Annotated in this window: 15 protein-coding genes and 1 tRNA gene; 8 read left to right on the forward strand and 8 right to left on the reverse strand. The window is 36.2% G+C overall.

Translation table 11 applies throughout. The annotated features are described in order from the left end of the window. Positions 1-47: 47 nt before the first annotated feature. The 3 genes from RA0C_RS02875 to RA0C_RS02885 form a co-directional block, all read right to left on the reverse strand. Positions 48-2,168: a S46 family peptidase gene (locus tag RA0C_RS02875; RefSeq protein WP_013446782.1), complete on the reverse strand. Its 2,121-nt coding sequence runs from the start codon at positions 2,166-2,168 to the stop codon at positions 48-50. An 80-nt stretch (positions 2,169-2,248) separates the two neighbouring features. Next, complete coding sequence (locus RA0C_RS02880) at positions 2,249-2,680, reverse strand: DUF4268 domain-containing protein (protein ID WP_013446783.1); 432 nt, start codon at positions 2,678-2,680, stop codon at positions 2,249-2,251. Positions 2,681-2,759: 79 nt separating this feature from the next. Beyond that, positions 2,760-2,836 (reverse strand) — tRNA-Arg (locus RA0C_RS02885). Positions 2,837-2,880: 44 nt separating this feature from the next. Between RA0C_RS02885 and RA0C_RS02890 the strand changes: the two genes are divergently transcribed. Further along, entirely contained in the window at positions 2,881-3,927 is a 1,047-nt protein-coding gene (locus RA0C_RS02890; RefSeq protein ID WP_013446784.1) for an ABC transporter substrate-binding protein, read from the forward strand. Positions 3,928-4,010: 83 nt separating this feature from the next. Beyond that, positions 4,011-5,438, forward strand: a complete 1,428-nt coding sequence (gene purB / locus RA0C_RS02895) for an adenylosuccinate lyase (RefSeq protein WP_013446785.1) — start codon at positions 4,011-4,013, stop codon at positions 5,436-5,438. Between the two features lie 105 nt (positions 5,439-5,543). Here purB and RA0C_RS10530 read toward each other — a convergent pair whose 3' ends face one another. Then, a complete protein-coding gene (locus RA0C_RS10530; RefSeq protein WP_238528962.1) occupies positions 5,544-6,176 on the reverse strand; it encodes a hypothetical protein in 633 nt (210 codons plus the stop codon). A gap of 136 nt (positions 6,177-6,312) precedes the next feature. Here RA0C_RS10530 and metG point away from each other — a divergent pair, with 136 nt between their 5' ends. From metG to RA0C_RS02915, 3 genes are all read left to right on the forward strand, one after another. After that, a complete protein-coding gene (metG, locus tag RA0C_RS02905; RefSeq protein WP_004919862.1) occupies positions 6,313-8,346 on the forward strand; it encodes a methionine--tRNA ligase in 2,034 nt (677 codons plus the stop codon). A 160-nt stretch (positions 8,347-8,506) separates the two neighbouring features. After that, positions 8,507-9,637 carry an acyl-CoA dehydrogenase family protein gene (locus tag RA0C_RS02910; RefSeq protein WP_004919865.1) on the forward strand — a complete coding sequence of 377 codons (1,131 nt, stop codon included), beginning with the start codon at positions 8,507-8,509 and terminating at the stop codon, positions 9,635-9,637. Between the two features lie 149 nt (positions 9,638-9,786). Continuing rightward, positions 9,787-11,136 (forward strand): DEAD/DEAH box helicase, encoded by a 1,350-nt coding sequence (locus RA0C_RS02915; protein WP_004919867.1) that lies wholly within the window; start codon positions 9,787-9,789, stop codon positions 11,134-11,136. Between the two features lie 60 nt (positions 11,137-11,196). Here RA0C_RS02915 and RA0C_RS02920 read toward each other — a convergent pair whose 3' ends face one another. After that, positions 11,197-12,363, reverse strand: coding sequence for an iron-containing alcohol dehydrogenase (locus tag RA0C_RS02920; protein WP_004919870.1), 1,167 nt, complete (start codon positions 12,361-12,363; stop codon positions 11,197-11,199). A 62-nt stretch (positions 12,364-12,425) separates the two neighbouring features. Continuing rightward, positions 12,426-13,565, reverse strand: a complete 1,140-nt coding sequence (locus tag RA0C_RS02925) for an acyl-CoA dehydrogenase (protein ID WP_004919873.1) — start codon at positions 13,563-13,565, stop codon at positions 12,426-12,428. Between the two features lie 124 nt (positions 13,566-13,689). On the opposite strand from RA0C_RS02925, the gene RA0C_RS02930 reads away from it, so the two are divergent. Then, positions 13,690-15,474 carry an AMP-dependent synthetase/ligase gene (locus RA0C_RS02930; protein WP_013446787.1) on the forward strand — a complete coding sequence of 595 codons (1,785 nt, stop codon included), beginning with the start codon at positions 13,690-13,692 and terminating at the stop codon, positions 15,472-15,474. Positions 15,475-15,526: 52 nt separating this feature from the next. On the opposite strand, the gene RA0C_RS02935 is transcribed toward RA0C_RS02930, so the two are convergent. Then, positions 15,527-17,116, reverse strand: a complete 1,590-nt coding sequence (locus RA0C_RS02935) for a peptide chain release factor 3 (RefSeq protein ID WP_004919879.1) — start codon at positions 17,114-17,116, stop codon at positions 15,527-15,529. 68 nt (positions 17,117-17,184) lie between these two features. Then, positions 17,185-18,027 carry an ion transporter gene (locus RA0C_RS02940; protein ID WP_013446788.1) on the reverse strand — a complete coding sequence of 281 codons (843 nt, stop codon included), beginning with the start codon at positions 18,025-18,027 and terminating at the stop codon, positions 17,185-17,187. Positions 18,028-18,094: 67 nt separating this feature from the next. Here RA0C_RS02940 and RA0C_RS02945 point away from each other — a divergent pair, with 67 nt between their 5' ends. Both RA0C_RS02945 and RA0C_RS02950 read left to right on the forward strand, forming a co-directional pair. Next, positions 18,095-19,192, forward strand: coding sequence for a Nif3-like dinuclear metal center hexameric protein (locus RA0C_RS02945; RefSeq protein WP_004919886.1), 1,098 nt, complete (start codon positions 18,095-18,097; stop codon positions 19,190-19,192). 4 nt (positions 19,193-19,196) lie between these two features. Next, entirely contained in the window at positions 19,197-19,976 is a 780-nt protein-coding gene (locus RA0C_RS02950; protein WP_004919890.1) for a zinc ribbon domain-containing protein, read from the forward strand. The last annotated feature ends 12 nt before the right edge of the window (positions 19,977-19,988 follow it).

The raw sequence follows: 19,988 nt of genomic DNA on the forward strand, positions 1-19,988 counted from the left end.
ACAAGTTGTCTGACTTTTTCTATTTTGAAAGAAATGGAATTATACTCTTATTTTATAATTTTCATTTCGTCTAAAAGCCATTTGGCATTAGCGAATTTATCGACAATAAATAGAATATATTTAGTATCCACCATAATATTTCTACTGAATTTAGGGTCATAATTGATATCGCTCATCGTGCCTTCCCATTGACGGTCAAAATTAAGTCCTATCAAATTACCGTAAGCGTCTAATGCTGGACTTCCAGAGTTACCTCCTGTAGTATGATTAGTTGCTGTAAAATTAACAGGCACCTCTCCTGTTTCATCTTTGTAAATGCCATAATCTTTGTTTTGATAAAGATTGATAAGACGAGCAGGAACATCAAATTCATAATCTCCTGGGATATATTTCTCCATAATTCCCGAAGTGTGAGTCTTATATCCGTAATATACAGCATCTCTAGGATTAGAGCCTTGCATCGTTCCGTAAGTTACCCTAAGTGTAGAGTTAGCATCTGGGAAGAATTTTCTATCCTTATCCGTCGCCATTTGCTGTGCCATAAAAGTTTTAAGTTGAACATCTATTTGGGTTTGATAGTCGTTATATTTAGCCAAAGTTCCTTGTATATAACTATCCTGTAATATAGCTAATATTCCCAAAAATGGATCAGAATTAAGCTCTTTTACTAAAGCTTCTTTATTTTGAAATACCTTATCTAAGTCAGAAGTGACATAAGCTCCATTAAGTGCTTTCCTTCCTGTAATCACCGAGTTTTTGCTCCATTCTTCTATTGCTTTGAGATTAGCTTCCTCATCTTTAAACTCTGCAAAACCTTTAGGTAGAAATTCCGCAGGTGTTTTATGAGTATACAAAGCCAATAATTTTGCTGTTACTTTAGCATCTAATGCACCATCATAATCTTTGTAAAAAGATTTTAAACTCTCAAAAAACTTAGGTTCTACATTCTTACCTTTCTCTACATTGAATAAATAATCTAAGTAGCGGTTAGCCAGATTAAGTGTTTCTGCATTCCTTAAAAGTTCGTTATAATACGCTCTATTCAATGCATAGGCAGATTGCTCTGTATAAAGCCTATTAAGCTCATCTATAGTTTTCTTTATTTCAGGATTCTTTTTGATAAGTTCTGCTTCATAAGCTCGTTTTTTATCTACCGCTTTAGACTTTTTAAGTCCTTCCACCTCGCCTATCCATTTTTTCCAATAGTTGGCTACCGAGGCATATTTAGAAGCATACTTTATTCTTGTTGCATCATCTACACGCATTTTTTCGTCCAAAGTTTTAAGAGCCACCTCTCGCATAGAAATCATTGCAGGGTCTATCTCTTTCATGATTTTTTCTACAGCGATAGATGGTAGATACTCCTGTGTTCTCCCTGGAAAACCAAATACGAAAGTAAAATCGTTTTCTTTTTTATCTTTAATGGAAATTGGTAAAAAATGTTTTGGTTTGTATGGAACGTTATCTTTAGAATACTCTGCAGGTTTGTTATTTTTATCTGCATAAACACGGAACATAGAGAAATCTCCCGTATGTCTAGGCCAAACCCAGTTATCTGTATCACTACCAAACTTACCAATAGAAGACGGTGGTGCTCCTACCAAACGAACGTCTTTGAACGTTTCTATAACATAAGCATAATATTGGTTACCATAATACACTGGCTTCACCACAATATGCTGATAAGGCTCTAACTTAAACGACTTTTTTAAAGCCTCTATATTATCCTTAATACTTCGTTCAGAAAGATTTGGGTTTCCTTTTAAAACTTCGTTGGTTACATTTTTAATATCTACGATAAAATCTACAGTTACCCCAGGATTAGGCAACTCTTCTCCCATATTTTTAGCCCAAAAACCATCTTTTAGGTAATCTTTTTCTACACTAGAGTGAGATTGTATCTGCCCATAACCACAGTGATGATTGGTAAGAATGAGCCCTTTAGGAGAAATAACTTCCGCAGTACACCCCCCGTTGAACTGTACTACCGCATCTTTAATACTAGGTTTTTCTGGATTGAAGATATCTTTTGCAGATATTTTCATCCCTAGTTTTTTCATTTCTTTTTCATTGAGTTCTGTAGGCATCCACATTCCTCCATATTGCTGTGCAAACGCCATTACAGCAGGCAGTACTACGGCAGATAGTATCAGAGGTTTCTTTATCATTTTAATCATTATTAAAAAATTTGCCCTAAAAATAAGAAAAATGAAAAAACCAACCTAATTTATAAAACAACTATTCTTCCTTAAATATCCTTTATAAAGTCTTCGTATTCATAAAATACGGTTTCAAATGCCGTCATTTTTTCTACAAAAAACTCAAATATTTTTTGCCAACTTTCTTTATTAAAAATACTTACGCCACCACACTCTACCCATACTCGGCTAATTTCTTTACCATTGTCTAAGTATAGTGTTTCTTCAAAAAAAGCCTCCTCACCAAGCGCTTCATCTAAAATAGATTGTAAAGATTGTATTTTCTCAAAGTAAGCATTTCTGAAAAGTTCCTCCTTCATCTCTATATCTAAACACACCATTGCCCTTTTGTTATCAGCAAAAAACTTAAATGAAAAGTCTTTGATTTTGGTATTATATAGAAGCCATTTTCTAGGAAAAGATTTCCCAAAGGCGATCCAGAATTCTTTTTTAAGTTGTGCAGCTTCTTGTTTGCTAAACATATTTCATTTTATTTTATTAGCACTAAATCTAGGATAATCAATTTTGTTATAAACAAAAAACCGCCCTAAAAAAGGCGGTTGGTGAACGCGAAGGGAGTCGAACCCCTAACCTTCAGAGCCGTAATCTGATGCTCTATCCAATTGAGCTACGCGTCCGTTTTGAGTTTGCAAATATAGAAAATTTTTTATTATTTTTGAAAATGAAAACACATTTTTTTATTCTCATAAGCAGTTTAGCCCTTCTGTCTTGTAAAAAAGAGGCTAATAATTTTTCAAAAGAACAAGTTATCATTTCAAAAAACACTTATTATCAAGAAGATAACAATAAAGTAATTATCAACACAAAAAATTTTTCCTCCGAAATATCCGCCGCCAAATTACCATTAAAAAAAGTAGTATTATTAAGTTCTTCTATGCTAGGCTATATGCTAGAGCTAGGTTTAGAGAGCCATATCATTGGGATTTCTAGCGAAGAATATATTTATTCTGAAAAGGTAAAAGCACTTATCCAATCTAAAAAAATACACACCGTAGGCAACGAGCAAAAATACGATTTAGAAAAAATCATCAGTTTAAAACCCGATGCCGTAATCACTAACCATATCCCTAATTTTGAAAACACTTATGACCTACTCCGAAAAAATAATATAGAAGTTATCTTCCTAAACGAATATCTAGAAAACGAACCACTAGAAAAAACCGCCTATCTAAAAATTTTTGGAAAACTATTCGGTATTGAGAAACAGGCTTCTGAACGCTATTTAAACATCAAACAAAACTATGATAATTTAAAACTTCAAGCACAGAAAATCTCACATAAACCTCAAGTCCTTTGCAATGAAATCTATGGCAACCAATGGTTCTTACCAGGAAACAAGACCTTTGCTGCCAAATACTTTAACGATGCAGGAGGCAATTATATATTCAACGATTTGGATAAAGACCAATCTGTACCTTTAAGTTTTGAGGAAGTTTATGCTAAATCAAAACAGGCTGAATATTGGGTCAATCTTTCCAACTATCAATACAAAAAGGAATTATTAGCGATAAATCCGTCTTATTCTAAAATGGACATCTTCAAAAAAGGAAAACTTTATAACATCGCCAAAAGACAAAAAGGCAAAGCCAACGATTACTTTGAAAGTGGTGTTGTAAGAGCCGATTTAGTTTTAAAAGACTATATTAAAATCTTCCACCCTGCTTTACTTCCTAAAGACACTCTTACTTATATGAATGCTTTAAAGTAAAGCACAAACATATAACTCTCTAATAAATAAAACAATTCAATTTTTAAAAATTTCCTTATTTTTGTGAAAGTAAAAAAGTAAAGATGAATACCTACAAAAACCCTTTAGAAGAACGCTATTCTAGCGAAGAGATGCTTTTTAATTTTTCTCACGACAACAAATTTCAAAATTGGAGAAAACTATGGATTGCTCTAGCCGAAATAGAAAAAGATTTAGGTCTAGACATTTCCGAAGAGCAAATCAACCAAATGAAAAACAAGGCTAAAGATATAGATTATACCAAAGCCGCAGAATACGAAAAGCGTTTCCGCCACGATGTAATGGCTCACGTGCACACCTACGGAGATGTAGCACCACTTGCCAAGCCCATTATCCACTTAGGAGCTACTTCGGCTTTTGTGGGCGACAATACGGATTTAATCCAAATGCGAGACGGACTCCTTATCCTTAAAAAAAAGCTAGTTAATGTAATTAAAGGCTTGTCCGACTTCGCCTTAAAATACAAAGATTTACCAACTTTAGGCTTCACTCACTTCCAACCCGCACAGCTAACTACCGTGGGCAAAAGAGCCACCCTTTGGTTACAATCTTTAATTCTAGATTTTGAAGAACTAGAATTTTTCTTAGACACGCTCCGTTTCAGAGGAGTAAAGGGAACAACAGGAACTGCGGCTAGTTTCCTAGAACTTTTCAACGGAGATTACGAAAAAGTAAAAACACTTGACAAAGAGCTATCCAAAAGATTCGGGTTTGATAAAGTTTTTGGCGTTTCTGGACAGACCTACGACAGAAAAATAGACGCTAAAGTAGTGGCTTTATTATCCAACATCGCCCAATCGGCTCACAAATTTACTAACGATTTAAGACTGTTACAAAATCTAAAAGAGATTGAAGAACCTTTTGAGAAAGACCAAATTGGTTCATCGGCAATGGCATATAAGAGAAACCCAATGCGTTCGGAGCGAATAGGGGCTTTGGCTAAATATGTAATGTCGCTATCTTCTAGTTCTGCAATGGTGGCTGCAACGCAATGGTTTGAAAGAACCCTAGACGACTCGGCTAACAAAAGACTAAGCATTCCACAAGCCTTCCTTGCGGTAGATGCTATCTTATTGATTTGGAACAACATTATGAACGGACTGGTAGTTTACGAAAACAGAATCAACAAGCATATTATGGAGGAGCTTCCTTTTATGGCTACCGAGTACATTATTATGGAAGAAGTAAAGGCTGGAGGCGACAGACAGGAAATCCACGAAATCATCAGAGTTCACTCTATGGAAGCGAGCAAAAAGGTAAAAATGGAAGGTAAGGACAACGATTTGATAGAAAGAATAATGAACGATAATAGCTTAAAGCTAGACAAATCAAAACTTGCAGAAGTTTTAGACCCTAAAAACTTTATTGGATTTGCGCCTATACAAACCGAAGAATTTATCAAAAATGAAGTTCAGCCAATATTAGATAAATATTCGGATATGGTGGGATTAAAGGCAGAACTGAAAGTCTAAAATAGTATCCGTAGAAGTTTAGTTTACATAAGGTCTAAAAGTGAGGCTTAGTGTAAAACCTAAATTCTAAATAAATCCTCCCTCACTAAACAAAAAAATACTACCCTATCCCAAGAGTAGTATTTTTTTATTATTGATGCACCAACGCTCTGCAAACCCTACAACCTCAACATTACTCCCTTTAGGGTCTATTTTTGAACCTATAACCTCCAATTTTAACCCTGCAACCTCAACATTACTCCCTCTAGGGTCTATTTTTGAACCCACAACCTCTAATTTTAACCCTGCAACCTCAATATTACTCCCTTTAGGGTCTATTTTTGAACCCACAACCTCTAATTTTAACCCTGCAACCTCAATATTACTCCCTTTAGGGTCTATTTTTGAACCCACAACCTCTAATTTTAACCCTGCAACCTCAATATTACTCCCTTTAGGGTCTATTTTTGAACCCACAACCTCTAATTTTAGCCCCGCAACCTCAACATTACTCCCTTTAGGGTCTGTTTTTGAACCCACAACCTCTAATTTTAACCCTACAACCTCAATATTACTCCCTTTAGGGTCTATTTTTGAACCTATAACCTCTAGAAACAGCTTGTCTTGTTGCTCAAAGCCAACATTGGTACTCACTCTATATCCGCCATACACTTGGGTATCTGGTGGTAAGGCAAGTCGTTTGGTTTTAATACTTTCAGCAGATTGTTTGTAATTGCCTTTTTTAATAAAACGGGTCAATAATACAAGGCTTTGCGATATTCATTACAATGCGACACTCAACAGAGCTGCATTTTTTGTATTTGGATACATTTAGCAATCGCCCTTATTATCGAATATCACAATAAAATTTTATCTTTGCAAAAAATAATTGAGAATGGCAGAGAGAAAGTTAATTACCGCAGCATTACCTTATGCTAATGGTCCCGTACATATAGGACACCTTGCTGGCGTATACATACCGGCAGATGTTTACGCTAGATTCCAAAGAAGAACAGGCAAAGAGGTTGCCTTTATATGTGGGTCTGATGAACACGGCATTCCCATTACTATTAGAGCTAAAAAAGAAGGCGTTACGCCTCAAGATATTGTAGATAAATACCACTTAATCATAAAAAAATCTTTTGAAGATTTAGGAATTTCTTTTGACGAGTATTCCAGAACTACCAGTGCAAAGCACTACGAAACCGCCTCTGAATTTTTCCTTAAAATGTACGAGAACGGAAAGTTTACCGAGGAGGTTTCCGAACAGTTTTATGATGAACAAGCAGGAGAGTTTCTAGCCGATAGATACATCGTGGGAACTTGCCCAAAATGTAGTAATAACAATGCCTATGGCGACCAATGCGAAAAATGTGGCTCTACCCTTTCTCCTACGGAACTTCTCAATCCTAAATCTATGCTCAGTGGGAATAGCCCTGTGCTAAAACCTACTAAAAACTGGTATCTTCCGCTAAACGAATACGAAGGATTTTTGAACCAATGGATTATTGAAGGACACCAGCACGATTGGAAACCTAATGTATACGGGCAAGTAAAATCTTGGCTTAACGAAGGCTTAAAACCTCGTGCAATGACCAGAGACCTCAACTGGGGTGTGCCTGTACCATTGCCAGATGCGGAGGGCAAAGTGCTTTATGTTTGGTTTGATGCTCCTATCGGATACATTTCGTTCACAAAAGAATGGGCAGAGAAGAACAATAAAGATTGGAAAGACTATTGGCAGTCAGAAAATTCAGATTTAGTACATTTCATTGGGAAAGATAATATAGTCTTCCATTGTATTATTTTCCCTTCTATGATGAAGGCTCACGGCGACTACATTATGCCAAACAATGTCCCTGCATTTGAGTTTCTTAATCTAGAAAATGATAAAATTTCTACCTCTAGAAACTGGGCAGTGTGGGCTCACGAATATGTGGCAGACTTCCCTGGACAACAAGATGTGCTTCGCTATGCATTATTGTCGTCTGCTCCCGAAACTAAAGATAATAACTTTACTTGGAAGGAATTTCAAACCAAAAACAACTCGGAATTGGTGGGTATTTTAGGAAACTTTATCAACCGAGTAGCCGTGCTTACCCACAAATATTACAACGGACGAGTGCCTAAAGGCAACACCAATGCAACAGAACTAGAGGAAATAAACAAAGCTGCAACAGAAATAAAAGACTATCTAGAGAAATTTGAGTTTAGAAACGCCCTGTCTGCACTTATGAATTTAGCGCGTTTTGGAAACCAATATCTACAAACCGAAGAGCCTTGGAAAACCATCAAAACTGATGAAGCCAAAACAGCCAACACCCTGTTTATAGGAACTCAAATTGCAATAGCTTTAGCCCAACTGTCAGAGCCTTTTATGCCGTTCAGTTCGGAGAAGTTGCTTAATATGTTTAATACCAAACTTTGCAACTGGTCTGAATTGGAGAACAAAAAAGTGCTTTTAGCAGAAGGACACCAAATTAACGAGCCAAGTTTACTATTCTCTAAAATAGAAGACGAAACCATAGAAGCTCAAATCCAAAAATTAGAGCAAACCAAAATCAATAATAAAAAAACAAACCCTAACGCCAAGCCAATGAAAGACGAGATTACTTTTGACGATTTCACCAAAATAGACTTAAGAACCGCTACCATACTAGAAGCCGAAAAAGTAGAAAAAGCGGATAAGCTCCTCAAATTTAAGGTAGATACTGGGGTGGATATAAGAACTGTAGTTTCTGGTATTGCAGAGAGCTTTACACCTGAAGAATGTGTAGGCAAGCAAGTGATGATTTTATTAAATCTAGCGCCTAGAAAAATAAGAGGTATCGAAAGCCAAGGTATGCTACTACTTACCACGAAGCCAGACGGCAAACTTTCTTTTGTTACGCCAGATGAGTCAGTAGATAACGGAGTAGAGATAGGATAAAATAAAAAGCGGTTTCAAAAATTTTTGAAATCGCTTTTTTTATACGGAATGTTACCTCAACAAAATATTTCTCTAAGCAAAAAATTAAGACAACTCTAATAAAATATTTTTCAACCTCAACAAAATTATTTATATTTGGAGGAACGATAATAACACTACTATGAATACAGAAAACCTAAAAATGATAGCTGAAACAGCTCGTGAGTTTGCAGAAAAAAATATCCGCCCATACATTATGGAATGGGACGAAAGCCAAACCTTCCCTGTGGAACTCTTCCACCAGTTAGGAGAAATGGGCTTTATGGGTATTGTAATTCCCGAAGAATACGGAGGCTCTGGATTATCTTACCATGAGTATGTGGCTATTTTAGATGAAATTTCTCAAGTAGATCCGTCTATTGGGCTTTCTGTAGCGGCACACAACTCTTTATGCACCAACCATATCTACGAGTTTGGTAACGAAGAGCAAAGAAAAAAATGGCTCCCGAAACTCGCTTCTGGTCAAGTTATCGGAGCTTGGGGGCTTACTGAACACAATACAGGTTCTGATGCTGGAGGTATGAATACCACCGCTGTAAAAGACGGCGACGAGTGGGTCATCAATGGAGCTAAAAACTTCATCACTCACGCTATTTCTGGAGATATTGCCGTGGTTATGACAAGAACTGGAGAAAAAAACACCTCTAATAATGCTACTGCTTTTGTTTTGGAAAAAGGTATGCCTGGGTTTAGTTCTGGGAAGAAAGAAAACAAACTAGGTATGAGGGCTTCTGAAACGGCAGAACTTATCTTTGATAATGTTCGTGTTCCAGACTCGCATCGTTTAGGGCAAGTAGGCGAAGGATTTAAACAAGCTCTTAAAATATTAGATGGCGGGAGAATCTCCATCGCTGCTTTAAGTTTGGGTATCGCTAAAGGAGCTTACAAAGCTGCTCTAAAGTACGCCAAAGAAAGGCATCAATTCGGACAGGCAATCGCCAACTTCCAAGCCATCAATTTTATGCTCGCTGATATGGCAACAGAGATAGATGCAGCCGAACTTCTTATACAAAGAGCCGCTACCCTAAAGAATGCTAAACAAAAAATGACGCGTGAGGGTGCTATGGCAAAACTCTACGCTTCGGAAGCGTGTGTAAGGATATCCAACAATGCATTGCAAATATTTGGAGGTTATGGCTATACCAAAGATTTCCCTGCTGAAAAATATTACAGAGATTCTAAACTGTGTACCATTGGCGAGGGGACTTCCGAAATACAAAAGCTAGTTATCGGTAGAGATATTATTAAATAAAAGAGTATTCAAAAAAGTAACTCTAAAAGCTCTCACCCACACACGTGAGGGCTTTTTTTAACCCTTTTTATTACCTCTCTCTTCTGTTTATTCAAATATAGTTATCTTTGCCTGTTGGTTATTCTTTTAGACCTTAATTTTATCAAATTATGAACATTACTTTTGCAGATTTTGAACTTCCCGAAAAAATACTAGATATTTTAGCCGATTTGGAGCTATTTGAACCTACACCTATCCAACAGAAAAGCTTTAAACCAATACTTTCTGGTAGAGATATTATGGGGATAGCCCAAACAGGTACTGGTAAAACCCTAGCCTACCTATTACCTGTACTCAAAAATTGGAAATACAATAAATCGGGAAACCCTACTGTTTTAGTTTTAGTTCCCACTAGAGAACTTGTAGTTCAGGTAGCTGAAATTTTGGAGAAACTATGTGAAAAACTAAGTACAAGAATTATTGGCGTGTATGGTGGAAAAAACATCAACACCCAAAAGCTACTTTTTGATAACGGTTGTGATATTTTGGTAGGAACACCAGGGCGAGTGATGGATTTAGCCATAGACAACGCTATTTCTTTAAAAGAAGTCCAAAAACTAATTATTGATGAGTTTGATGAGATGCTTAACTTAGGTTTTCGTCCTCAACTCACACACATCTTCGAAATGATGAGAGAAAAGCGACAAAACATTCTTTTCTCTGCAACAATGACTGATGCTGTTGATGAAATGCTAGATGAATATTTTGCCAATCCGATAGAAATTTCTTTAGCCAAATCGGGGACGCCACTGGAAAAAATACAGCAAATCGCTTTTAAGGTAACTAACTTTAATACTAAAATCAACTTCTTACAGCATCTTCTTGATAAAGATAAATCTATGTCTAAAGTGTTGATATTTTGTAACAATAAAAAACACGCCGACTATCTTTTCACTAAAATAGACGAAATCTACCCCGAAAGTTTTGATGTGATACACTCTAACAAGTCTCAAAACTATCGTCTAAGAGCGATGAAAAAATTTGAACAAGAAGAAGTCAGAGGGCTCATCACTACCGATGTAATGGCTAGAGGGCTAGATATATCAGACATCAGCCACGTGATTAATTTTGAAATCCCAGACATTCCAGAGCAATACATTCACCGTATTGGGCGTACAGGTAGGGCGGATAAAGACGGTATTGCACTTTCTTTCATCACAGAAAAAGAAGAAGCCTTATTTCTTGACATTGAAATCTTGATGAAAAAAGAAGTGGAAGTTCAGCCTATGCCAGAGGAAGTTAAAATCAATCCACAGAAAATAGCTTCGGAAAAAGAGGAAGTCAAAATGAAAAATCCTGTGGTGATAAAGCTTAATGAAGGAGGCGGTGCTTTCCACGAAAAGAAAGCCAAAAACAAGAAAGAAAATTGGGGCGGACCTAGTAAAAGAAAACCACCTAAAAAAATTGGAGCTAATAGAGCTCAACAAAAGGCAAAAACCAAAGCTAGAAAAAAGAAATAATATAAAAACTCCCTTGAGAATAGTGTTCTCAAGGGGGCTTCATAAATATACTAACCGATTCTAATAACTCATCTTCACGATGTTCTTAGCGTCTTCGGGCGTGAGTTTGCGGTGCTCTCCTAAACCTAACCAGTTTCTATCTATAAATGCTTTTTCTACTTTCTCGGCTGTACCTTCAAACTGCGAAGTATATTCTGACAATTTCGTTTGAATCCCTATAGAATGGAAGAAATGCTCCATTTTTTGAATCCCCTTTTGTGCCTTTTCCTCCAAGTTCATTTCAGAAGAAACGTTCCAAACGCGTTCGGCGTACTGAGCTAATTTTTGCTTCTTAGTTTCAAAATTATAACGGTAATGAGACGGTGCTATAATCGCTAAAGTTCTCGCATGGTCGATACCGAAATAAGCCGTAAGTTCGTGTCCCATAGCGTGTACCGCCCAATCGGTAGCCACGCCTAAACGCAACAGTCCGTTAAGAGCCATCGTGCAACACCACATATAATTAGCCGCAGAATCATAGTCAAAATCCTCTTGAAGCACTTTAGGAGCCATCTCCTGAAGCGTTACCAAGATACTTTCTGCCATTCGTTCTTGAAGCGTTGCCGCTGTAGGGAAGGTCATATATTGTTCCAAAACATGCGTGTAAGCATCTGCAATACCATTGGCTATTTGATTTTTAGGAATACTTCTTATCACTTCTGGGTCTAGCACCGAAAATTTAGGAAACAAACCATTACCTCCTCCACCGAGTTTTTGTTCGGTTTCTCTTCTAGAAATTACATAGCCCGAGTTCATTTCAGAGCCTGTAGCTGGTAGAGTAAGCACAGACCCAAAGCTCAACGCTTCGCCTTCTTCAGGACGAATAGTTTTAGTTAAAATATCCCAAGGTTCTCCCTCATACTTAGCTGCCGCAGCCAAGAATTTAGTTCCATCAATAACGGAACCACCACCTACTGCTAGTAGAAAATCAACATTTTCTGACTTGATGACTTTCAATGCTTCCATTAGAACCTCGTATTCTGGATTGGCTGGTATTCCTCCAAATTCCAAAATATTAAAGCCTTTCAGAGCATTTTTAACCTGCTCATACACTCCATTAGACTTGATACTTCCACCTCCGTAGAGCATCAGTATTTTAGCGTTTTGTGGAATTTCTTTTGATATTTTTTCTATTTCACCTTTACCGAATAGGATTTTTGTGGGATTTTTAAATTCAAAATTAAGCATACATTATTATATTTAATAAATTAGACAAAAAAGAGAAGCGTTTGCTCCTCTTTATATTCATTTTATTTAGCAATACTTCTAGAAATTACTATTTTTTGGATTTCAGATGTTCCTTCATAAATCTGAGTGATTTTAGCATCTCTCATCATTCTTTCCACATGGTATTCTCTCACATAGCCGTAACCACCGTGTATTTGTACAGCTTCTATTGTGGTATCCATAGCCGTTTTAGAAGCAAATAACTTCGCCATAGCTCCACTTTCAGAAATATCTTTCCCTTGGTCTTTCTCAGCCGCCGCTTTTAGACAAAGCATTCTAGCTGCTGTGATTTGAGTCGCCATATCCGCCAACTTAAATGCTACCGCTTGATGATTGATAATTTCCGTTCCGAAAGCCTTTCTCTCTTTAGCATATTTTAAAGCTAATTCGTAAGCACCACTAGCTATCCCTAGTGCTTGAGAAGCAATACCAATCCTACCACCATTAAGAACTGCCATAGCAAATTTAAACCCAAAGCCATCTTCTCCTATCCTATTTTCTTTAGGCACTTTCACATCGGTAAATAATAGAGAATGGGTATCACTTCCTCTAATGCCCATTTTATCCTCTTTTGGACCAATTTCAAAACCTTCCCAACCTCTTTCTACAATAAATGCATTGATGCCTTTATGACCTTTTTCTGGGTGTGTCTGTGCAATTACAATATAGTAAGTGGCTGTACTACCGTTGGTAATCCAGTTTTTGGTTCCGTTCAGAAGATAATAGTCACCTTTGTCTTCGGCTGTTGTTTTTTGAGAAGTAGCGTCAGAACCTGCTTCTGGTTCAGAAAGTGCAAATGCCCCAATAACCTCTCCACTAGCTAATGGTACTAGATATTTTTGCTTTTGCTCCTCACTTGCATATTTTTCTAATCCTGCACAAACTAAAGAATTATTTACCGACATAATTACAGCCGCAGAAGCATCAACTTTAGCAATCTCTTCCATAGCTAAAACATAGGATACACTGTCCATACCTGCACCTCCGTATTTAGGGTCTACCATCATACCTAGAAACCCTAACTCTCCCATCTTTTTTACCTGTTCTTCTGGGAATTTTTGATTTTTATCTCTCTCTATAACTTCTGGCAACAATTCGTTTTGAGCAAAATCTCTAGCTGCCTGTTGTATCATTAGTTGTTCTTCCGTTAAATTAAAATCCATAATAGTATTTATTATTAAACTGCCTGTAAAAGTAGTATTTTAATTAAAACACTCAAAGAGTATTTTTGGTTTTTATTAAATAAATATTATATTTGGAAAAATTAAACACAGAAAAAAGAAACATATGTCAGTAACTAGGTTATTTGATTTCGCTTATAAGGCCATAGAAAATCATCCAAAAGAAGATATGCTAACCACTAAGTACAACGGTGTTTGGCAAAAGACTTCCACACTTAAGTTTATAAACATGGGAAATAAAATTTCTCGTGGACTTCTAAAGTTAGGAATAAAACCAGGAGATAAAATTTCCTTAATCTCTACTAATAACCGCACAGAATGGGCAGTGATGGATTTAGGAATTTCCCAAATAGGAGCTGTTACTGTACCTGTATACCCTACTATTTCTGTTGAAGACTACATTTACATCTTTAATAATGCGGAAATAAAATATTGCTTTGTATCAGACGAAGAACTATATCAAAAATTATTATCCGTACAGCCAAGTGTACCTTCTTTAGTGGGGATATTTACCTTTGACAAAGTAGAAGGAGCTCCTAACTGGGCTGAAATATTAGACTTAGGAGAGGACGAAGCTACTCAGATAGAAGTAGAAGATTTAAAAAAGGGAATTAAAACTGATGATTTAGCTTCAATTATCTATACTTCAGGAACCACGGGACGTCCTAAAGGAGTTATGCTAACCCACCAAAATATCGTATCTAATGTACTAACTTGTACACCTATACTTTCAGAGAAAAAACCTCAAAATACAAATTTAAAGAGTCTTAGCTTTCTTCCTATCTGCCATATCTTTGAACGAATGTTATTTTACTTCTACATCAATAGTGGCATATCTATCTACTTTGCGGAAAGTATAGATAAAATGGGTGAAAATATCAAAGAAGTTCAACCTCATTATATGACGGTAGTTCCTAGGCTTATAGAAAAGGTATACGACAAAATCTACGATAAAGGCATAAGTGCAGGCGGTCTTAAAGCTAAAATCTTCTTATGGGCACTAGGGGTTAATAAAGCTAAAAAAGGAATTGGTAAACCTAGTGGGCTTAAAGAAATTATCGCCGACAAACTCGTATTTAAAAAGTGGAGAGAAGGTTTAGGAGGAAATATCATTACCCTTATATCAGGCTCCGCAGCCTTAGCACCTAGACTTAACAGAATGTTCCAAAATGCAGGCATCAGTATATTAGAAGGTTATGGACTTACAGAAACTTCCCCTGTAATTGCAGTAAACACATTCAATAAAATGAAAGTAGGAACCGTAGGTCCTGTACTTCCAAATTTAGATGTTAAAATTCAAGGAGACGGTGAAATATCGGTAAAAGGTCCTTCGGTTACTAAAGGCTACTATAAAGATGATGAGAAAACTCAAGAAGCTTTTACAGAAGATGGCTACTTTAAAACTGGAGATATAGGACATATAGATGATGAAGGATTTTTACACATTACCGACAGAAAGAAAGAGATGTTTAAAACATCTGGTGGTAAATACATCGCTCCTCAGATGATAGAAAATATGGCGAAAGCCTCCAAATTCATAGAGCAAATAATGGTTGTAGGTGAAGGTGAAAAAATGCCTTGTGCTTTGGTACAACCAGACTTTCACTTCGCTGTAAATTGGGCAGAAAGACACAACATCAATATTGGTACAACTCCAGAAGAAATTGCTAAAAGCCCTCAATTAAAAGCTCGTATAGAAAAAGAAATAGAGCATCTAAATACCAAACTAGGAAGCTGGGAGAAAATAAAGAAAATAGAGCTTACACCTGAAGTTTGGTCTATCGACAGCGGACTACTTACTCCTACTCTAAAACTAAAACGAAAAATGATTAAACAAAGATTTATAGAATTGTATAATAATATGTACGGACATATAGACGGAGAAGAATAATATAAAAGCCCTAAAAATTAAATTTTTAGGGCTTTTTAACATAACATAATCTCTATCTGTTAAACTCACTGATAAAATGTAGCTTTACATTAGGGAATTTCTCTTGTGTCATTGTAATTGTAAACGAAGAATCTGCTAAGAAAACCAACTGATTGTATTTATCTCTAGCTAAAAAGCGTTGTTTTAACCTTGCAAATTCTTGGAATTCCGCCGACTTCTCATCAGCCTCAACCCAACATGCTTTGTGTATGCTTATAGGTTCATAAGAACATTTGGCTCCATACTCGTGTTCTAATCGATATTGGATAACCTCATACTGTAACGCTCCTACTGTACCGATAATTTTTCTGCCGTTCATCTCCAAAGTAAATAGCTGTGCCACACCTTCGTCCATCAGTTGGTCTATACCCTTAGCCAATTGCTTTGCTTTAAGAGGGTCGTTATTATTTATATATCGGAAATGTTCTGGCGAGAAGCTTGGTATGCCTCTAAAGTTAAGTTTTTCCCCAGCCGTTAAAGTATCTCCAATACGGAAATTACCCGTATCGTGCAAACCTACAATATCTCCTGGGTAGCTCTCATCTACTACCTCTTTTTTATCCGCAAAGAACGCATTTGGAGAAGAAAACTTCATCTTTTTATTTTCTCTTACCAAAAGGTAGTTTTCATTTCTTTTGAATGTTCCCGAAACAATCTTTACGAAAGCTAAACGGTCTCTGTGCTTAGGGTCCATATTCGCGTGGATTTTAAATACAAATCCTGTAAAGTTTTTCTCCTCTGGCTTTACCACCCTCACATCAGACTCTTTAGGCTGCGGCATTGGAGCTATATCTATAAAGGCATCTAGGAGTTCTCTTACTCCAAAATTGTTAAGTGCAGAACCAAAAAACACAGGTTGCTGCTCTCCTTTCATATAAAGCTCTCTATCAAATTCAGGATAAACAGATTCTATAAGCTCCAACTCTTCTCTTAAGGTTTCTGCTGCTTTTGCACCTATCGCATCGTCTATTGCTTTATCTTGAATATCATCAAAAGTAATGCTCTCACCTACTTTTTGTTTCTTTTCCTCTAAAAACAGTTGGATATTTTTCTCCCAAATATTATAAATCCCTTGGAACTGAGCTCCCATACCTATTGGTAAAGAAAGAGGCACTACACTAAGTCCTAACTTCTGTTCAACCTCATCTAGTAAATCAAAGGCATCTTTACCCTCTCTATCCAATTTATTGATGAATACCAACATTGGGATATTTCTCATACGGCACACCTGAACTAGTTTCTCCGTCTGCTCTTCTACCCCTTTAGCTACGTCTATCACAACGATTACAGAGTCTACCGCTGTAAGAGTTCTATAAGTATCCTCTGCGAAATCTTTGTGTCCAGGCGTATCTAGTATGTTTATTTTATGATTCCTATATTCAAATGCTAGTACCGAAGTCGCTACTGATATACCTCTCTGGCGTTCTATTTCCATAAAATCCGAGGTTGCTCCTTTCTTTATTTTGTTTGATTTTACGGCTCCTGCTTCTTGTATCGCCCCACCAAATAAAAGTAATTTCTCAGTAAGTGTGGTTTTACCCGCATCGGGGTGAGAGATAATCCCAAAGGTTTTTCTTTTTGCAATTTCTTTTTCTAAAGACATTAGTAAACTGTTTTTTGAGACTGCAAAAATCGGTATAATTTTTTGATTAGAAAAACACCTTTCTCAATTTAGTCTTTTAATCTTTCTCCACAGATTTTACAATATCTAGCATCATCATCATTACTAGAGTTTCCACAGCGTTCACAATCGTTATCCTTTTTCGTTCTTAACTTCATTTCGGAAGTTACAATTCCTGTAGGAACTGCTATAATGCTATAACCACAAAGCATCAAAATAACCGATAAAAACTTACCTAAAGGAGTTACAGGTGATATATCTCCATAACCTACCGTAGTCAAAGTAACCACCGCCCAATAAATACAAGTAGGAATATCCACAAAACCGTTTTCGCCCCCTTCTATCACATACATTACAGAACCTAACAATACCACTATAATGATGATGAATAACATAAATATATGTATCTTACGAGAGCTTTTCCTAAGTGCTTGCACAATGTATTGTCCGTCGTGCATATAATCCATCAAATTAAGTATCCTGAAAACCCTCAGCATTCTTAACAGTCGGATAATCATAAAGAACTTAGTCTGTGGGAAAAACAAGCTCAAAAAGAATGGTATTATCGATAAGAAATCAATAATACCCATAAAGCTAAAAATATAGTCTTTTTTATTTTTGACAATTACAATTCTCAAGATATATTCTATCGTAAAGAAGATAGAAATAGTCCATTCAATAGCTAAAAGAAGATGATGATATTGCTTATCTACAGGTCTTAAACTTTCCGAAACAACGGTAAGTGTACTAATTAAAATAAGGATAAGAAGTACAATATCAAAAAGTTTTCCCAAAGGGGTATCTGCCCCATAGATAATGCGAAATAGCTCTTTCTTCCAACCTTTTTCTGGAACGAGATTATGCTCTTTTTTTATTCTGACCCTATGTATCATAGCCGCTGCGAAAATAACAAATAAATAATAAATTCTTATTTTCGTGGAAAAATAATTCAGTTTTTAAATGAAAATAAAAGAACTAGTAGCAGAACTTAATCGCCTAATACCCTTCGCACAAGCAGAAAATTTTGACAATGTAGGTCTTCTTTGTGGCAATCCTGAAAGGGAAGTTACAGGCGTTCTTATATCTCACGACACACTAGAACACATTGTAGATGAAGCCATTGAGAAAAACACCAATGTTATTCTATCATTTCACCCCATTATATTCTCTGGCTTAAAAAGTATCACGGGCAAAAACTATGTGGAAAGAAGTGTGATGAAAGCCCTAGAAAACAAAATTGCCATTATTGCCATACACACCGCTCTGGATAACGATTTTATGGGCGTTAATCATAGAATTGGAAAAGAACTAGGATTAAAGAACCTTAAAACTTTAATGCCTAAGAATCATGATTTGCAACAACTTTCCGTCTATGTACCTAAAGACTACGAAGAGAAAGTAAAAGAGGCTTTATTTTCGGCTGGAGCAGGAAGTATTGGCTTTTATAACGAATGTAGTTTTAATATCAAAGGAACAGGCACCTTTAAACCCCAAGAAGGTTCTCAACCATTTATAGGACAACAAGGCACAAGGGAAAGCGTAGAGGAAACTTTAATCTCCGTTATTTTTGAAAAGTATAAAAAGAACGCCATCATTTCAGCGATGAAAACAGCCCACCCATACGAAGAAGTGGCTTATCAAATCTATAACCTTGAAAATGAAAATCAATATCTAGGTTTAGGCCAGTATGGTGAGTTTGAAACTGAAATATCCGAAGAAGCCTTTTTAAATTTAGTAAAGAAAACTTTTGGATTACAAGTCATTAGACACAGCCAAAAACTCAATAAACCTATCCGAAAAGTAGCAATGCTAGGCGGAAGCGGTGCTGATGGTATTAAAGCCGCACTTGCCAACAGATGTGATGCTTATCTAACGGCTGACCTTAAATACCACGACTTTTTTCAAGCGGAAAATCAATTATTGTTATGCGATATAGGACACTTTGAGTCTGAACAATTTATCATACAACAATTATTTGAACTTTTATCAGAAAATTTTACTAAATTTGCAACCTTGAAAACCACTCAAAGTACTAACCCTGTAAATTACTTTATATAAAGATATGGCTAAGAAAACAAACGACATTTCTGTAGAAGAGAAACTAAGAGCATTGTATGATTTACAATTTATAGACTCTCGTTTAGACGAAATTAGAAATACAAGAGGTGAACTTCCTATTGAAGTAGAAGATTTGGAAATAGAAATAGAAGGTTTAGGAAAAAGAGCCGAAAAGTTTGCTACCGAAATCAAAGAGCAAGAAGTTGAAATAAAAAATAAAAAAGAACTCATCTCTCACGCACAAGGGCTTATAGAGAAATATAAATCTCAACAAGACAATGTGAGAAACAACAAAGAGTTTGAAGCTCTAGCTAAAGAAATAGAATATCAGGAACTAGAAATCCAATTAGCGGAGAAGAAGATTAAAGAGTTTGGTGCTAAAAAAGACCACAAAACAGAATCTTTAAACAATCTAGAAGCTAAGATTGAAGAGTTACAAAACCACCTTACTTTTAAAAAGAACGAACTAGAAAGCCTTATCGCAGAAACTCAAAAAGAAGAAGAGTTTTTACTAGAAAAATCTCAAGAGTTCGCAGATAAGATAGACCAAAGGCTTCTAGCATCTTACCAAAGAATTAGAAAAGGGTCATCTAACGGTCTTGCAGTGGTAGGTATAGAGAGAGGAGCTCCTAAAGGGTCTTACTTTACTATCCCTCCACAGAAGCAGATGGAAATTGCTCAAAGAAAAAAGATTATTATAGATGAACATTCTGGTAAAATCTTAGTAGATGACGATTTGGTGATTGAAGAAACAGAAAAAATGAAGGAAATAATCAAATTCTAAGAAAATAAATCT

This window comes from Riemerella anatipestifer ATCC 11845 = DSM 15868 (assembly GCF_000252855.1).
Taxonomy (GTDB): Bacteria; Bacteroidota; Bacteroidia; order Flavobacteriales; family Weeksellaceae; genus Riemerella; species Riemerella anatipestifera.

Bases quoted from the DNA above. Each gene is read 5' to 3' on its own strand.
- RA0C_RS02920 (WP_004919870.1), bottom strand. From the start codon at position 12,363: ATGCTTAATTTTGAATTTAAAAATCCCACAAAAATCCTATTCGGTAAA.
- RA0C_RS02930 (WP_013446787.1), top strand. From the start codon at position 13,690: ATGTCAGTAACTAGGTTATTTGATTTCGCTTATAAGGCCATAGAAAAT.
- purB (WP_013446785.1), top strand. From the start codon at position 4,011: ATGAATACCTACAAAAACCCTTTAGAAGAACGCTATTCTAGCGAAGAG.
- RA0C_RS02880 (WP_013446783.1), bottom strand. From the start codon at position 2,680: ATGTTTAGCAAACAAGAAGCTGCACAACTTAAAAAAGAATTCTGGATC.
- RA0C_RS02935 (WP_004919879.1), bottom strand. From the start codon at position 17,116: ATGTCTTTAGAAAAAGAAATTGCAAAAAGAAAAACCTTTGGGATTATC.
- RA0C_RS02915 (WP_004919867.1), top strand. From the start codon at position 9,787: ATGAACATTACTTTTGCAGATTTTGAACTTCCCGAAAAAATACTAGAT.
- RA0C_RS02910 (WP_004919865.1), top strand. From the start codon at position 8,507: ATGAATACAGAAAACCTAAAAATGATAGCTGAAACAGCTCGTGAGTTT.
- RA0C_RS02875 (WP_013446782.1), bottom strand. From the start codon at position 2,168: ATGATAAAGAAACCTCTGATACTATCTGCCGTAGTACTGCCTGCTGTA.
- RA0C_RS02940 (WP_013446788.1), bottom strand. From the start codon at position 18,027: ATGATACATAGGGTCAGAATAAAAAAAGAGCATAATCTCGTTCCAGAA.
- RA0C_RS02925 (WP_004919873.1), bottom strand. From the start codon at position 13,565: ATGGATTTTAATTTAACGGAAGAACAACTAATGATACAACAGGCAGCT.
- RA0C_RS02950 (WP_004919890.1), top strand. From the start codon at position 19,197: ATGGCTAAGAAAACAAACGACATTTCTGTAGAAGAGAAACTAAGAGCA.
- metG (WP_004919862.1), top strand. From the start codon at position 6,313: ATGGCAGAGAGAAAGTTAATTACCGCAGCATTACCTTATGCTAATGGT.
- RA0C_RS02890 (WP_013446784.1), top strand. From the start codon at position 2,881: ATGAAAACACATTTTTTTATTCTCATAAGCAGTTTAGCCCTTCTGTCT.
- RA0C_RS02945 (WP_004919886.1), top strand. From the start codon at position 18,095: ATGAAAATAAAAGAACTAGTAGCAGAACTTAATCGCCTAATACCCTTC.